General features: G+C 33.4%; 16 protein-coding genes, 1 tRNA gene and 3 pseudogenes. 15 read left to right on the top strand and 5 right to left on the bottom strand.

What is annotated here, in order from left to right; translation table 11 throughout:
* The first annotated feature begins 197 nt into the window (after nt 1–197).
* Both R5R67_RS13820 and R5R67_RS13815 read left to right on the top strand, forming a co-directional pair.
* Nucleotides 198–274, top strand: a tRNA-Met gene (locus tag R5R67_RS13820).
* A 173-nt stretch (nt 275–447) separates the two neighbouring features.
* Nucleotides 448–681, top strand: a complete 234-nt coding sequence (locus R5R67_RS13815; protein WP_000636785.1) for a transposase — start codon at nt 448–450, stop codon at nt 679–681.
* 151 nt (nt 682–832) lie between these two features.
* On the opposite strand, the gene R5R67_RS13810 is transcribed toward R5R67_RS13815, so the two are convergent.
* Nucleotides 833–1,504 (bottom strand): XRE family transcriptional regulator, encoded by a 672-nt coding sequence (locus tag R5R67_RS13810; RefSeq protein WP_001185369.1) that lies wholly within the window; start codon nt 1,502–1,504, stop codon nt 833–835.
* Nucleotides 1,505–2,105: 601 nt separating this feature from the next.
* On the opposite strand from R5R67_RS13810, the gene R5R67_RS13805 reads away from it, so the two are divergent.
* Together R5R67_RS13805 and R5R67_RS13800 are read left to right on the top strand one after the other, a co-directional pair.
* Nucleotides 2,106–2,495 carry a hypothetical protein gene (locus tag R5R67_RS13805; RefSeq protein ID WP_000427182.1) on the top strand — a complete coding sequence of 130 codons (390 nt, stop codon included), beginning with the start codon at nt 2,106–2,108 and terminating at the stop codon, nt 2,493–2,495.
* A 37-nt stretch (nt 2,496–2,532) separates the two neighbouring features.
* A complete protein-coding gene (locus R5R67_RS13800) occupies nt 2,533–3,078 on the top strand; it encodes a glycoside hydrolase family 108 protein (protein ID WP_001019688.1) in 546 nt (181 codons plus the stop codon).
* 66 nt (nt 3,079–3,144) lie between these two features.
* Here R5R67_RS13800 and R5R67_RS13795 read toward each other — a convergent pair.
* A pseudogene (locus R5R67_RS13795) lies at nt 3,145–3,761 on the bottom strand (LysE family translocator).
* A gap of 519 nt (nt 3,762–4,280) precedes the next feature.
* On the opposite strand from R5R67_RS13795, the gene R5R67_RS13790 reads away from it, so the two are divergent.
* The 3 genes from R5R67_RS13790 (at nt 4,281) to R5R67_RS13780 (ending at nt 6,019) form a co-directional block, all read left to right on the top strand.
* A complete protein-coding gene (locus R5R67_RS13790) occupies nt 4,281–4,496 on the top strand; it encodes a cold-shock protein (RefSeq protein ID WP_000072673.1) in 216 nt (71 codons plus the stop codon).
* A gap of 203 nt (nt 4,497–4,699) precedes the next feature.
* Nucleotides 4,700–4,924, top strand: a complete 225-nt coding sequence (locus R5R67_RS13785) for a hypothetical protein (RefSeq protein ID WP_000350297.1) — start codon at nt 4,700–4,702, stop codon at nt 4,922–4,924.
* A gap of 279 nt (nt 4,925–5,203) precedes the next feature.
* Nucleotides 5,204–6,019: a pyrroline-5-carboxylate reductase family protein gene (locus tag R5R67_RS13780; protein WP_000932368.1), complete on the top strand. Its 816-nt coding sequence runs from the start codon at nt 5,204–5,206 to the stop codon at nt 6,017–6,019.
* Between the two features lie 156 nt (nt 6,020–6,175).
* Here R5R67_RS13780 and R5R67_RS13775 read toward each other — a convergent pair whose 3' ends face one another.
* Nucleotides 6,176–6,295 (bottom strand): hypothetical protein, encoded by a 120-nt coding sequence (locus R5R67_RS13775; RefSeq protein ID WP_001982898.1) that lies wholly within the window; start codon nt 6,293–6,295, stop codon nt 6,176–6,178.
* 485 nt (nt 6,296–6,780) lie between these two features.
* Here R5R67_RS13775 and R5R67_RS13770 point away from each other — a divergent pair, with 485 nt between their 5' ends.
* The 3 genes from R5R67_RS13770 to R5R67_RS13760 all read left to right on the top strand — a co-directional run bounded on the left by R5R67_RS13770 (nt 6,781) and on the right by R5R67_RS13760 (nt 9,080).
* Entirely contained in the window at nt 6,781–7,239 is a 459-nt protein-coding gene (locus R5R67_RS13770; RefSeq protein ID WP_001127325.1) for a hypothetical protein, read from the top strand.
* Nucleotides 7,240–7,531: 292 nt separating this feature from the next.
* On the top strand, nt 7,532–7,876 hold the full coding sequence (locus R5R67_RS13765; protein ID WP_001004676.1) for a hypothetical protein: 345 nt from the start codon (nt 7,532–7,534) through the stop codon (nt 7,874–7,876).
* Nucleotides 7,877–7,973: 97 nt separating this feature from the next.
* The gene (locus R5R67_RS13760) at nt 7,974–9,080 is read left to right on the top strand and encodes a minor capsid protein (RefSeq protein ID WP_000790412.1); all 1,107 of its coding nucleotides are present in this window, start codon (nt 7,974–7,976) and stop codon (nt 9,078–9,080) included.
* Here the strand turns inward: R5R67_RS13760 and R5R67_RS13755 are convergent.
* The gene (locus R5R67_RS13755; RefSeq protein WP_000648027.1) at nt 9,075–10,289 is read right to left on the bottom strand and encodes an MFS transporter; all 1,215 of its coding nucleotides are present in this window, start codon (nt 10,287–10,289) and stop codon (nt 9,075–9,077) included. The two genes, R5R67_RS13760 and R5R67_RS13755, sit on opposite strands and share 6 nt — an antisense overlap.
* A 111-nt stretch (nt 10,290–10,400) precedes the next feature.
* On the opposite strand from R5R67_RS13755, the gene R5R67_RS13750 reads away from it, so the two are divergent.
* The 5 genes and pseudogenes from R5R67_RS13750 to R5R67_RS13730 all read left to right on the top strand — a co-directional run bounded on the left by R5R67_RS13750 (nt 10,401) and on the right by R5R67_RS13730 (nt 13,609).
* Nucleotides 10,401–10,847, top strand: a complete 447-nt coding sequence (locus tag R5R67_RS13750) for a winged helix-turn-helix transcriptional regulator (RefSeq protein ID WP_000024027.1) — start codon at nt 10,401–10,403, stop codon at nt 10,845–10,847.
* Between the two features lie 86 nt (nt 10,848–10,933).
* Nucleotides 10,934–11,263: a hypothetical protein gene (locus R5R67_RS13745; protein WP_001210983.1), complete on the top strand. Its 330-nt coding sequence runs from the start codon at nt 10,934–10,936 to the stop codon at nt 11,261–11,263.
* Between the two features lie 69 nt (nt 11,264–11,332).
* Nucleotides 11,333–11,480, top strand: a pseudogene (locus tag R5R67_RS13740) (putative peptidoglycan-binding domain-containing protein); the annotation flags it as partial.
* 522 nt (nt 11,481–12,002) lie between these two features.
* Nucleotides 12,003–12,596 carry a DUF4142 domain-containing protein gene (locus R5R67_RS13735; protein ID WP_000644332.1) on the top strand — a complete coding sequence of 198 codons (594 nt, stop codon included), beginning with the start codon at nt 12,003–12,005 and terminating at the stop codon, nt 12,594–12,596.
* A 383-nt stretch (nt 12,597–12,979) separates the two neighbouring features.
* Entirely contained in the window at nt 12,980–13,609 is a 630-nt protein-coding gene (locus tag R5R67_RS13730; RefSeq protein WP_000248357.1) for a hypothetical protein, read from the top strand.
* A gap of 141 nt (nt 13,610–13,750) precedes the next feature.
* Here R5R67_RS13730 and R5R67_RS13725 read toward each other — a convergent pair.
* Nucleotides 13,751–14,016 (bottom strand): annotated as a pseudogene (locus R5R67_RS13725) (site-specific integrase); the annotation flags it as partial.
* Nucleotides 14,017–14,139: the final 123 nt, after the last annotated feature.

Raw genomic sequence — 14,139 nt, 5'->3', positions numbered from 1 at the left:
TTGTTGTCTATGAATAACGGGTTCTGTTTAAAATAAATACAACAATTTAGAGCGTTAAAATTGAAATTGAGGGGGCTTATTTAATTTGAGCGGATAAAAAGAAAAATTAATAAAAAGATAATTCTTAATAATTACAACCGATTAAAAAATAAAGTTTGCTTTATAAAATATATAAGCGTATAAAGCTTACTTCCAATTGCGGGGTGGAGCAGTCTGGTAGCTCGTCGGGCTCATAACCCGAAGGTCGTTGGTTCAAATCCGACCCCCGCATCCAAAATATTATGCTCTGTGATGTACTACTTTTCATGATACGAAATCATGGAAAGCAATTAGCTTATAAATAACCCTATATCAAGCTAAATATTAAATTCTAGACGAATTGTCCATACCTTAAATCTAGCGTTCTAATTAAATACCGTTAAATCACATGAGCTCAGTGATGAGTGAATGATTGTGAATATAGTAAATGAGTGGCAAATCGCCACAGCCGTAAATGGTAATGAAATTAATGTGAGGATTGTTCCTCACGTCCGTAAGCAAAACTCGCTTGATGGTTATCGTTGGGTTGAGGTTGGAAAGAAAATTCAGCTTCAAACTGGTGAAGAAATTGAGTTAAACCAAGACGGAAAAAGCTTTTATGCTGGGTTTAATCAACTTTATCGTTTAAATACATATTGTTGATAAAATCATGGTAATAAAGCAAAAAAACCTATCTCTTTTAAAGGAGATAGGTTTTTTTATATCGTGAAGAAATCTAAATAATTAAAGTTATAAAAAGACGAAAGTGATGAAAAAGGTCTTATTATTATTTTAGCTATATTTAATAACTAAATTAGCCCGCTCTCCAGAACTGACGCCCCATGACCTTAAAGTTTTTACCGTTCTCTTCGGTGACACGTCGGTCTCTAAATTTTTCATTTAAACTATGCAAAATTAAAGAGCCATCTGCCTCTTTAAAAATTTGTTTAATCATGCCTTCACCAGCAAAATAAACGGCATAGATTTCACCATCAATTACTTCTGTTTGAGAAATATCAATACCGACCAGATCACCATCTTTGATGTAATCGGTCATACTATCGCCTTTAGCTTTAATAATACGCATGCATTCTTGTGCAACACGTTTTTCTTTAAAAAATGATGCGGGAAAAGGAATTTTCCCATTAATTGCATCAAAATGAAATTCAATAGATTCGCCTGTACCACAAGAAAAACTCGCTTCAACTACTTCGATCCAGACATATTGGTCTGCTGCATCGTTATTCACGACAGTAGGACTAAATACATCACTTTCTCTAAAAGAGTCTTCTGAGTTTCCTGTAGTAAGCCAATAAGCATCTACACCTAAAAACTGTGCAATGAGTGGAAGAAAAGCAGATTTTAAATTCTTCCCCGATTCTAAAGCTTGATAAGCAGGCTGAGACATCTTTACTGCTTCAGCAACCTCTGCCTGTGTTTTTTTAGCTTTAATCCTTGAATCTTTTAAACGGTCTTTAAGAGCCATAATGATCGCACCAGCTAACTTATAACAAATATATAACTTAAGTTATATTTAGTAAAACAACTATAGTTATTGACTAATAATAACTATAGTTATAATATCAGTTATAAGGGCATCTTGATAGAACGAAAATAATATTTTATTTGAAATTGATTTCTTAATTTTATCAATACCTTATTAAGAAAGTAACGATTATTCTGCCTCAATGGACGACAGAATATAAAAATGGCGATAGTCGATGAGTGGTTTGTACCGACTATTAAAAACAAGAAATGGAATAAAAAAAAGCCCGATTCCGTGGATCAGGCTTAATGTTCGTCGATAAAGGGTATCAAGAACATGAAGAATCTAACAAAGAATTTAATGCGTCACAAAAGTTTCCGATATACGGCAACGTGTTATCTCAACTTTTTGGTCAAAAAAGAGAGGTTATCTAGCGGTGCAGTTTTACTGAGGCTTATGTCATTCATAGCGGTTTAAAAAGAACAAGATCGACTAGATTAAATCTGTGTACATAGCAGAGTTAGATATAAAAATATGAAAAATAACAAAGCAGTAGCCATGATTATTTTTCAAAAAATTACACTTTAGGCAGGATTAAAATATGGAAAATTTTTTAACTTCAAATGGGCTAGCTGCCGCTTTTAACCTTTATGGCACTGTCATGATGGTGGCTTTAGCAGTGAGCTTAGTTGTTGCAGTAGTTTTAATTATGCGGTTTCCACGTTCACCTCAAGAATGGGTCGTGGGTTTGATTTGTACGGTTGTTTCAAGCTTGACTGGTGGCTCATTCATTATCATGAAATGGAATTTACATGAGTGGGTGACAGATATATGGGGAATGATCACTTTAGGTGGATTCTTCTTTATTTGTGGCTTACCTGGTTGGGCAATTGTGAGGTGGATATTTAATTTCATTAATAAACAAGAAGGAAAAACCATTGTTGAAGTCATGCAAGATCTAAAAAAAGCGAAAGATGATATCCAAAGCTAATAGCTATTTGGCCCTAATAAAGACGAGGACAACTCTTATGAATATTGAGCAATATTTAGATGCACTAATAAAACGCGAAGGTGGCTATGTAAATGATCCGCTTGATCATGGACATGCGACTAAATTTGGAATTACACAAGCCGTTGCTCGTAGTTATGGTTATCAAGGTGCAATGGAGAATTTAACGTTAGAGACAGCCAGAGAAATTTATAGGAATCAATATTGGCTTGAGCCGCGATTTGATCAAGTTAATTTGATCAGCGCACTTGTTGCTGAAGAGTTATTCGACACGGGTGTGAATTGTGGTATTAGTTTCACAAAACCACTTTTACAACGTGCATTAAATTTATTGAATAGGCAGGGCAAAGAAGGCTGGGTAGACCTTAAGGTAGATGGTGAATATGGGCCAGCCACTTTGCAGGCTTTAATAAAATATATTAAAAACCGTGGTAAGGAAGGTGAAAAAGTGCTGGTACGGCTTCTTAATATTATGCAAGGCCAGCGCTATATTGAAATTACGGAAACAAATCCGAAGCATGAGCAATTCTTTTATGGATGGCTTGCTAATCGTATCAGCTTATAAAAAAGCCAACTTGCTAAAGCTATTGAGTTATAGCCTTACAAGTTGGCTCACTTTCATAAAATAGTTTTATTGAGTAATAAGTAAAACTGCTAAAAGAAAAAATATACAACCACTGACTTTATTGAGCTTAGAAAAATTATTTCCGGCAAGCATCTTCTCTTTGAATATAGAGGAAAAGTTGGCATAAACTAAATGAATTAAAAATCCGATCAAGCAGAATGTTAAAGATAAAATCAAAAACTGATTTAATATTTCTTTTTTAATATCAATAAACTGTGGGAAAAGGGCAATAAAAAAGACAATTGTTTTGGGATTAAGTAGTGAGGCAAACAACCCTTGATAGAAAAGCTTTGATTTCCTTATATCTTTTTCATTATGTTCAGTTTCTAATAAGTCTTGAGTTGGGGATTTTTTAATAAAATTTTTATAACCTAAGTACATTAAGTAAAAGGCCCCAATAAATTTTAAAGCAGTGAAGATAGTAGGGTTGCTAGTAATAATAAGTCCGACACCGCTTGCAGAAATCACAGCGATAATAAACATACCAATAATTAAACCACTAATGCCAAATAAAGCTGTTCTCAAACCATAATTTATTGAATTTGTTACTGTAAATAAAACGCCTGGGCCTGGGCTTGATAAAGTAAGAAAGGCAATGGTTATAAAACTAAAAGACCGCTCACGTTGATACTTCCTGTTTATCATCAATATGTTAATTGCATGCCTACTTTAAAGCAGAATAGGAATTATGTATACAGACAAGTATGTATAATTTATAAAAAAGTAAATTAATAGGATAATATTTGAAAGTTCCTACACAATCTTATTTTTTTTAACTCTAAATAATTTGAAAATTAAAAATCCAATACTTTAAAAAGCATTAAATATGTTTAATTAATATATAGATACAGTGTTAGAAAATTATATTTAAATATCATTGAAAATCAGATAGAAAGTTAGAATTTGATACCTTCGTATTCAATAAGAAATGAATTAATTAAGATATCGATTGCAATTCGTTAAGAAGCGTGTATAGTCGACACTAACTACAAAAATATTCATGTTACCCAAAGTCTCTCTTTTCGCAGTTTTATTTATAATCCTCCGTATATTTTTAGATATTTAAGTAGAATGTGTATTTTTTAGTTCTATTGGTTTGCCCAATAATAAATTATAATGTTTTTAAAAGTTAGGATTAATTTATGTCTAATACTACTGGTACAGTAAAATGGTTTAATGAAACTAAAGGTTTCGGTTTTATTCAAACTGATGAAGGTAAAGATGTTTTTGCACATTTTTCTGAGATTCAAACACAAGGCTTTAAAGTTCTTTTAGAAGGTCAGCGTGTTCAGTTTACTGTAACACAGGGTAAAAAAGGCCCACAAGCTTCGAATATCACAATTGTGACGAATGCTTAAACTAAAGTAATTTGATGATTTTAGACGATTTGATCTGTAGTGATTTGCTCAATTAAACGGCTCTAATCATCAATATAGTTAAAAAACCCACTTCTTCCTTTGTGGGTTTTTTATATGGATAATTAAATAAGTTGATTATTTGTTTTATATAATATAGAAATTAGAATTGTGTTGTATAAGTTGACTTTATAACTGGTATAAAAATGGATATTTGTATTGGCGGTATTTTAAACGGTAAAGTAAGAAAGAATAATGAAAATTATTTCTCTATAGGAAATCCTCATTCAGATGATGTAACGGAGTATCACAAGCAATATTTCCATTTGGATGGAAAGCTTTTATCATTTTGGGTGTGTAATGAAATCAATTTTCAAGAAGCCTCCAGAATAGCTGAAAGTTTCTTTAAAAAAGAGCAAAGTTGTTATTAAGTAAATTTTAATTAAATACTTTAAGTCTGGTAAGTCTATTTCTTTAATGAGATAAGCTAAAAATTATTTTTAATTACATATTTTTAACAATTTAGATTAATTTGTTATTCATAAAGTCATAAGTAAAGAGTAATCTTAGCTCAGAATTTAAAATCGTTGTAAAATTAAACTTAACATTCATGAAAATTTATTAAATTTTTCTTGTCTTAACGGTGCATGACTTACGTCATAAATAATATTTCTTTTTGTAGTATATCTAAAGGAAGGAAATAATTCTAAATGTTGAATATAGTACAGCCTAATATTTGCTTCATTGGTAGCAGTAATTTGTCTTTAGCTTTAATTGGAGGTTTAGTTTTAAAAGGCTTTCAAAGAGAAAAAATTAATCTAATAGAGGAAGTCAAATTTGAGAATCAAATCATTCTAAAGCAAAAGCAACATGAGGTGAAAAAGGCAGATATAGTTGTTCTATTACTAGACCCAAAAGACTTAAAGGCTATACTGGCGCCCTTAAAAAAATGGTTAGCTGATAAAACTATTGTGTCGATGATGGCCGGAGTTAATATTAAACAATTAATGAGTATTACGGGTTCAAAAAAAATTATCAGATTCATTTCTAATCCCCCTGTATTAACCTATACAGGTACTCATGTGTTAATTGGTTCAGACTATTTAGAGCCTTTAGATAAAGAAGTGATAGAAACAATTTACTCAGCAACAGGGCGAACCTATTGGGCAAATTCAGAATCCCAAAGTGATGCGATTATTGCTTTATCGGGTTCAGGACCAGCTTACTTCTTCTATATTCTCGACAGTATGGTGAAAACAGGGGTGTCTATGGGGCTAGATAAGCAATTTGCTTTAGATCTAATACTTCAAGCTGCATCAGGCGCTGTAGAAATGGTTCGTAAAAGTAATGTTCAGCCTAGTGAGTTATGTGGCAAGGTCACATTAGCGAATGGTATTACAGAGTCTGCATTACGAATGTTTGAATTGGGTAACCTCTCTGATGATATTCGGTTGGCTTTAAAAGCAGCTTACCATCGTAGTAAAGAAATAAGCTTAGAAATTAATGCAGAAATTACGAGACACTAGCTTTGGTTGATTGCAAAGTACCTTCCAAATATTAACACCTTATATTTGGAAGGTATTTTTTTAACCACCCTGGTTTAGCCGTATAAAGGTAAAGCAAACATTATCTTTCAAAGAACCATCAAAACGGCTACTTTAAAAATTAATTATTAGCTCAAGTTATGGAATTTGTAGGAAATACTCCCAAATAATAAAACCTAAGCCGAACCCTAGCATTGAATAGAGGGTAATAATAAATAGTACAAAACTAGCTTTATTTTTCTTTCTTAAAAAACTCATGTTAGCTACCTCGTGTCTAGATAGTTACTATCATGAAGAAAGGCAAGGTGTAATCATAGATACAGAATTTTTTCAAAAAAATATAACAGATGGGTAGGTGTTATAACCTCATCTTTAATTAAGTTTTTCTTCAAATTTATGACTGAAAAAAGACTAAAGTATGGTGAATCTAGAAGCATGAGAGGTACTTATAAAAATTATTTCTACATTGTTTTTTAATGATAATTTATTACTCATGTTGTGTGAAAAATAATCATTTACAATTGAAAGAAAATATTTCCAATTAGTTAAAAGTATTAAATAAAATTGTGAAACATTTAACATTAGTTTGACTATTTGTGTTCCGTTATGGTGCAATTTTACATAATATGGGTAGTTCTTACATTGTTTTAAATTTATTTGCACTCAATTACAATTAAGTCTTCATAATCAGAAGATGAATTTTTTTATTTTCAATTATTTATAATAATATTGAGGAGGAAGAAATGCCAAAGTATTTAGCTATAGCGGAGAAAGTATACAAGGAAATTAAAAAAGATAATTTATTTACTGAAGATACCATTCAAAATTTAAATTGTTTAATTAGCTTGATTCGTAAAGCAATTAAAGGTACTGAGTTCAAACTTAAGTACAATTTTATAAATTTTGAAGAATGCTTAAATCAATTTAATAAAGAAAAATCAGTGCATATTGATTTAAGTCTTATGCCCAAGTTTAAAAATGAAGATGAATTCATTTTGTGGCTTGCAGGCTTTATTGAGCGAATGACAATTGGAGGGAAAGAGAAGCTTCCTCCAATTTCAAACTATATTCCAAAAGGCTTTAAAATTGATCAAGCCGAAATTCCTGTGGCTGCTGAACCAAGCAAAGAAGAAAATGCTGAGATGATTATTAACTACTTTAAATCTGAGGATTTCATTAAAAATAATAAAATATCCTCTTAAATATAGAAGTATTTGTCCACCTTACTTCTATATCTGGCTGATAATATTCAGCTACCGCCTTCTGGGGCGGTTTTTTTATTTAACAGGCTTAAATGATCAGCATATAAAACTTATCAAAAATGTCAGTAAATATGGAAATGTTTTATAAAGAATTAATAATGACATAAAAAATAATAAGTTGGAGATTATATTATTATTCTTATTAAAATATTTTTCACATAAAAATAATCTTAAATTACGTATAGAAACATTTACTGGTACATAATTTCCAAAAAAATAGGATGATGAAGAGATGAATGAGAATGCTGAACTCATTAAATATTTAGATATTGCCGAAAATGTATACGAAAATATGTATGAAAAGTACCAGATTACGGATAACCCTGTAACCAATCTCAATAGAGTGATGGCAGAAATTAGAAAAGAAGCCGAACAAAATGATTTAAAGTTAAAATATACCAAAATTGATTTTGAAGAATGTTTAACTAAGCCTCTTTCTGAAAGAGAGATAAAAGTTGACTTAAGTCTACTTCCTCGTTTTGAGTATAGAGATGAGTTTATTTTGTGGCTCACTAATTTTATTAGAAATATTAGTGTGCAAAAAAAGTTCGTAAAACAAAAGTACTATTTTAATTAGCTTTATAAACTTTTTAACTACTCAAAACTATTAATAAATTTTATAGAACAGCGATATAAAAAGAAAAATAAAGTGCACCTTTGTAGAGGTAACTTACATGAAGAATATTACTGAAAAATCACTTTTTGATGTTTTTACTCAGCATCAAGCTTATCTCTACCGAGCATCATCGCGATCGGTAAATGAACTTTATAAGTTTTTTAATAGTGAAACGATGGTTATGCTTGATCGGTTAGGCGGTTTAATGAAAGAGCTGAATGAAACTGAGAGGTTTGCTCTTGCTGGTGGTGAGTATACAACTCAGCATCTAAAAAACATCCAACTTGTTATTTCGAACTGGTTTAATTCAATTAATACTGTTTTACCGGAAATGTTTACTCACTCGGCAATTGCTTTGGCTATATATGAGTCAAACTATATTGCCAAATTATTTGGTAAGGTTATTAAAGATTTAAAGGGAGAGCGGCTTTATCAGTCAATAAAACGAGTGCCTTTGGCTGGAGGTGCCTTGGTTGATGAATCCTTAGCTCAAATTAGTGAAAATGCCCTTCAACGCATTGAATATGCTATTCGGGATGGTATGAATACCGGAATGACGCCTCAGCAAATCATCAAACGTATTACTGGTACAAAACGCCTTAAGTACGAAGATGGATTGCTCAACAGTACCAAAATCGATATTGAAAGAATTATTAGAACGCTACGTAGCCATATATCAAATCAGGTCTATTTATATAACTTCAAAAATTTTAATTTTGAATATGTAAGGTTCGTGAGTGTTTTAGATGGCAGGACTTCTAAAATCTGTGCAGCCGTTGATGGTTCTATTTGGAAACTGAATGACTCGGCGAAAAGAGTGCCACCTTTGCATCCAAATTGCCGAAGTATTCTGGTTCCCGTAAGTAAGGATGGAAGGCTTATTGGGAACAGATCTTTCGTTATGGATGAAAGAAAAGTACGAGATATTCCTAAAGATGAGCGGACTCAGTTAATGGGTCAAATAGACGCAAATATCTCCTTCAAAGAATTTTTTAATCTGACCGATAATTTTTTCCAAAAAGAATGGTTAGGCCCTAAACGTTATAAGTTATATAAAGAAGGGCAATTTGATTTTGATAAATTTTTTGATCCAAAGGGGCGGCTCTATACTTTGGATGAATTGAGAGAATTAGATGAACGAACTTTTAAAATACTTGGGTTATAGCTTCATCGTTCTCCACCAAAATAATAATGCCAATAAACTCACACATGCGCCTAGACTACATACGCCGAGCCATCCTGCATAAGCATAAGTCGCTGTTGTGCTGATTGCACCCAGACCACTACCTATTGCATAAAAGAGCATGTATAGACCCACAAGCCGGCTATGTGCTTCTGGGCGAGTACGAAAAATCATACTTTGGTTGGTCACATGCAGGGCTTGTCCACCTAAGTCGAGCAATACTATGCCAATCACCAGCGCCCAAAGTGAGTAGGTCATGAGTGAAAGCGGCCACCATGCGAGCAGCAATATTAACAGTGCTGCCAAGCTTGTGCGCTGAGCATAGCCGCGGTCGGCCCATTGGCCAGCACGAGTGGCGGCTAGAGCACCGATTACACCGAACAGTCCAAAAGACCCAATTACAGTATGCGAAAAGTTATAGGGTGGTGCACTTAACGGTAGTACCAATGCGCTCCAGAGAATATTAAATGCCGCGAACATGAGTAAGGCTAATACACCGCGTACTTGTAGGACTTTTTCTTGGCGCAATAGCTTTAACATAGAAGCTAGAAGTTGCGGGTAGCGCATGGTAACGGGCTGAACATTTAAATGAGGGAGTCGCCTCCAAAGTGGTAAGGTAATCATGAGCATAATGATAGCTGCGCAAAAGTACACGCCGCGCCAACCCCCTATATCACTTATTCCTCCTGAAAATACACGGGCAAGCAGTAACCCAATGAACACACCACTCTGTGCAGTACCAACCACATGCCCTTGCTCATGTGGGGCCGCAGCACTTGCAGCATAGGCAATAAGCCCTTGTGTCATGGCTGTGCCGAGTAGGCCAACCGCAAGCATTCCTGTCAAAAGAATAATCGTAGAGTGGGCAAAGGCAACCATTAGCAATGCAGATATTAAAGCCAGTAGTTGCAGTGTCATTAACCGACGCCGATTTATAAGATCACCTAACGGCACTAAAAACACGAGGGCAAGTGCACAACCTATTTGAGTGGCTGTAACCACACCACCAATGGCGGCATGACTCACATTAAAGTCACTCGCCAAGATGTCGAGCAAAGGCTGTGCATAATAGACGTTTGCTACGCTTGCACCACTTGCTATAGCAAATAGCAAAACTACGCTACGAGGTAGGTTCGAATGCGTTTTATTGTTATCTACCGGAGACATTGAAGATACAAGGGAGGCTTTCATTATTCTAAATCCATCCAATCTAGTTTTAAAATGCAACTAGTTGAATGTTAGATCGACTGGTTTTAAAATGCAACTAGATATCTTGTTACTGATTATTGGTAAGGAAACTCAATGGCTAACTCTACATTGATGAAAGAAGAACCTTGTCCTGTTGCACGCTGCGTCAATCTCATAGGAGATCGCTGGTCACTGCTTATTGTGCGCGATGCATTTGACGGAATGCGCCGTTTTGGAGATTTCCAGCGGAGCTTAGGCGTTGCACGAAATATTCTTTCTGACAGGCTGAAAAAGTTGGTGGAAGCAGGTGTTCTCGAAATGCAAGATGCTTCAGATGGTACGGCTTATCAGGAATATGTGTTGACCACTAAAGGGGAGAGTTTATTTCCTGTGATTGTTGCTCTACGTCAATGGGGAGAACACAACTTATTTGAAAGTGGTGAGCGCCATTCTCTATTAATTGATAAAAATACAGGTCAGCAAATTCCATTTATGGCACCAGTCACAGCAGATGGAAAAGTGCTTAATGCTTCTGACACCCATGTGCAAAAGGTCAAATAAAATAAGAGAATAGAAAAATTAACCTTTTTTAACTTAAATTTTGGGAGATTAGTTGCTAACCTTGCGCGTCAAATTAAGGTGAGATTATGAGATTTATATTCCTCTTTATAAGCGCAATTTCAATTCAATGTTATGCAGCATCGGAAGCGATGGAACTCCATTACTGTGAAACTGTGAAAAAAGCAGCGAGTGGCGTGATGGATGCTAGACAACATGAAGTGCCAGCTAAAGAGTTACATGACATCGCCAATCATCTTGAAGAGCAACAAGCCAAACAACTTTATCAAGAGCTTATCAAATCTGCATATTCTTCAAAGCTATTTGAAGACCCTCTCATTAAGTCAAAAGCTGTCGAGAATTTTCAAACCACGTGGCATGAACAATGTTTGGCAAAAGAATTAGCTAAAAATATGTGAGTGTTAGGGGAAATGGCTAGCTTAGGTTGGAAGATAGAACTTTATTTCTTACTTACCTCTTCACTAACACTGGCTAAGCGCGGTAAAGAAGGAGAGAAGGTATTAGTTCGGGTTCTTAATATCATGCAAGGCCAATGTTATATCGAAATTTGTGAGCGAAATCCTACCCAAGAGCAATTCTTTTATGGTTGGATCCGCTAACCGCGTTTCACTATGAAGGTTCTGATTTCGCTGTGTATTCTACTTTCAGGTTGCACAGCTCATACGATATCTACAAAAGTGCATGTCACTGTTTGTGTGCAGTGTGTGAATTAAAGTCTTTAGGAGAACGCTTTTTTATAGATGGGTGAATAAGTTAAATTGGTTTAAATTTTCTTTAAATATATTTAATTTTAGCTTTAGTATCTATAAGTTAATATAACGAGCTTTATTGTTATTTTCGTAAAAATAAAAAATAAAAATTTTTTTAAGTTAATGTTTTTTAAAATTATATATATTTTATATTTACATTAATAAGATTGGATACAGAGGCATGATTCATTATTAAATTTATATCATCTACTTTAAATAAGCTATTTACCCTTTGCGAATAATATTCAACGAGCGGTATAAATATGGTTGATTGAAATAATGAATAAATAACCCCAACCTTGAATTTACAAGTAGGGATATAGATTGGAAATGTGAAAAAGCTACCCATAGGTAGAAATACTCATGAATTAAGTTAAAGGATATTGGTATGAAAGCTATTTTAACGAAGAAAATTATTAGCTGTATCGCAATTAGTGGTGTTTTAAGTTTCAGTGCATTTGAGATTATGGCAGCGAATCAACAAACTATAAATGATGGGAAGAATCACTCTAAAATATTAAATGAAAACCATGAAAATTTGACTGATAGTCAAATTTTCAAGATATTAAGTACAGCTAATAATGGTGAAATTAAGCAGGCAAAAACTGCATTGCCAAAATTAAAAAAGGATGAAGCTAAGAAATATGCTGAAATGATGATTAAAGAACATTCAGCCAATGAAAAAAATGCACAAGCGTTGGCAAGTCGGTTACAGTTGATTTCACAAACCAGTAATCTTAGTAAATCATTGCAAAATGATAGTGATAAAATTGTTAATAAGCTTAATCAAATAACATCAGATACTGATAAAAATTATATGATGAGTCAAGTTAAAGTTCACCGTAAAGTTTTGACGATAATTGATAAGCAGTTAATACCAAACACGAAAAGTTCTGAATTAAAAAATATGCTCGTACAAACACGTGATGCTGTTGCGAAACACTTAAAAGCAGCTGAAGATATATTTAAAAATATGAAATAATATATAATTATTATCTTTTAAAAATACATTTAAAAAGCCTAGTATTAATTAACTAGGCTTTTTAAATTGCATATACATAAAATCATAATTTCCTGCAGGGCAGTGTAAAACTAAAATGTTATGGGTAATATTTAATCTAGCGAAATATAATGATTATGGGGTAAAGGATGATATAATTGTGAAGACTATTTGAATAAGAATTTTTATTGATGAGAAATAATTTCTTTAATTAATAACATCTCCTTACTTAATAGGGGTGTTTATGAAACATAACTAACCTAAAGGTGAATTATAATAATAATTGTCAAGCATATTTCAAAAGTTCTTTTAATATTCTAGTTCTTTTGAAAGACACTAGATTTTAAAATATAGGGAGTAAGAAAATGGTAAATACAAAACAATCAAATTCAGTTGGTAGTCATACTACTCAAAAAGAGCCATCTTCTAATGGTAATGTATCAAATAGCAAACCATTACAAGACATTTCATCCACAATTGATAATGCTCATCCAGATTTAAACTCTCCACCGATTAATAATAATCATGTACCCGATATGAATGAAGGGGGAGAGAATTTGGTTGCTACAGGTGCAGGAACTTTGGGAGGAGCGGCGGTAGGTGCTGCATTTGGTGTTGTTGGCGGCCCTCCAGGTGCTGTTGTTGGGGGGATTATTGGTGGTGTGGTAGGGGCAATAGCAGGTAATGATATAGCTCAAACAAATAATCAAAAAGATGATAGTAATGACTGGCAAGAAGAAGATAATTATTGGCGAGAAAACTATAAAAAAATGCCATATTATATTGAAGACAAGAATCTAGAATATGATCGTGATTATCGGACGGCTTATCGTTTAGGTTATGAAAATCGTGTAGATAATAATGCAGAAATTAATTTTTCCGAGGTTGAATCTAAATTGAAAACTAAATGGGAACAAGTTAAAGGCAGTTCACGTTTACAGTGGGAGGAAGCTAAATTTGCTGTAGAAGATGGATTGAAAAAAATTCATCCTTAAGTCATTTAATACTTAGAAAGTCTCCTCAATGGGGGAGACTTTGCGATAATATACTTTTAAGCTAATTTTTAATTTCAATATCAATAAAAACTTAATGATGGGTTTAATCATAAAATATTAATTATATTTTCATTATTCTTTTTTCTTTAGGCATTTAAGCATTTGAACAATTAAGCGGGCACTCTTCATTTTTCTGCCTTCTTCTTGATAGTACTGTTCAAAAAGGGCATAGAAGGAGATATGGATTTTTCAGACTCAGGATTAGCCTGTTCAGATTTTAATTCTAATAATTTTTTAGCGGCCCATTGTTCACACTCATTCGCTGTATCTCGAGTAGCCGTATAACGTTTGCCTAAGTAACGAAGAGTGATGCGCCACGCGTCCCAGCGCTTAACCGACTTTTGCATAATAACACTCCAAATTTCATGGTACTGCAATGGAAATATAAAGCGTTTTTTAATGCGAATTTTGAATTGACCTATAAACAATAAAAAACCACCTAATTCTTTCGAATTAAGTGGTTTTTGAAT

It is taken from the genome of Acinetobacter sp. OYA S30 (genome assembly GCF_033599315.1).
GTDB lineage: Bacteria > Pseudomonadota > Gammaproteobacteria > Pseudomonadales > Moraxellaceae > Acinetobacter > Acinetobacter baumannii.
This window is presented reverse-complemented; position numbering and strand designations above follow the sequence as displayed.

Coding starts and splice junctions, on each gene's coding strand:
- R5R67_RS13815 (WP_000636785.1), top strand. CDS start 448: ATGATTGTGAATATAGTAAATGAGTGGCAAATCGCCACAGCCGTAAAT.
- R5R67_RS13810 (WP_001185369.1), bottom strand. CDS start 1,504: ATGGCTCTTAAAGACCGTTTAAAAGATTCAAGGATTAAAGCTAAAAAA.
- R5R67_RS13805 (WP_000427182.1), top strand. CDS start 2,106: ATGGAAAATTTTTTAACTTCAAATGGGCTAGCTGCCGCTTTTAACCTT.
- R5R67_RS13800 (WP_001019688.1), top strand. CDS start 2,533: ATGAATATTGAGCAATATTTAGATGCACTAATAAAACGCGAAGGTGGC.
- R5R67_RS13790 (WP_000072673.1), top strand. CDS start 4,281: ATGTCTAATACTACTGGTACAGTAAAATGGTTTAATGAAACTAAAGGT.
- R5R67_RS13785 (WP_000350297.1), top strand. CDS start 4,700: ATGGATATTTGTATTGGCGGTATTTTAAACGGTAAAGTAAGAAAGAAT.
- R5R67_RS13780 (WP_000932368.1), top strand. CDS start 5,204: ATGTTGAATATAGTACAGCCTAATATTTGCTTCATTGGTAGCAGTAAT.
- R5R67_RS13775 (WP_001982898.1), bottom strand. CDS start 6,295: ATGAGTTTTTTAAGAAAGAAAAATAAAGCTAGTTTTGTACTATTTATT.
- R5R67_RS13770 (WP_001127325.1), top strand. CDS start 6,781: ATGCCAAAGTATTTAGCTATAGCGGAGAAAGTATACAAGGAAATTAAA.
- R5R67_RS13765 (WP_001004676.1), top strand. CDS start 7,532: ATGAATGAGAATGCTGAACTCATTAAATATTTAGATATTGCCGAAAAT.
- R5R67_RS13760 (WP_000790412.1), top strand. CDS start 7,974: ATGAAGAATATTACTGAAAAATCACTTTTTGATGTTTTTACTCAGCAT.
- R5R67_RS13755 (WP_000648027.1), bottom strand. CDS start 10,289: ATGAAAGCCTCCCTTGTATCTTCAATGTCTCCGGTAGATAACAATAAA.
- R5R67_RS13750 (WP_000024027.1), top strand. CDS start 10,401: ATGGCTAACTCTACATTGATGAAAGAAGAACCTTGTCCTGTTGCACGC.
- R5R67_RS13745 (WP_001210983.1), top strand. CDS start 10,934: ATGAGATTTATATTCCTCTTTATAAGCGCAATTTCAATTCAATGTTAT.
- R5R67_RS13735 (WP_000644332.1), top strand. CDS start 12,003: ATGAAAGCTATTTTAACGAAGAAAATTATTAGCTGTATCGCAATTAGT.
- R5R67_RS13730 (WP_000248357.1), top strand. CDS start 12,980: ATGGTAAATACAAAACAATCAAATTCAGTTGGTAGTCATACTACTCAA.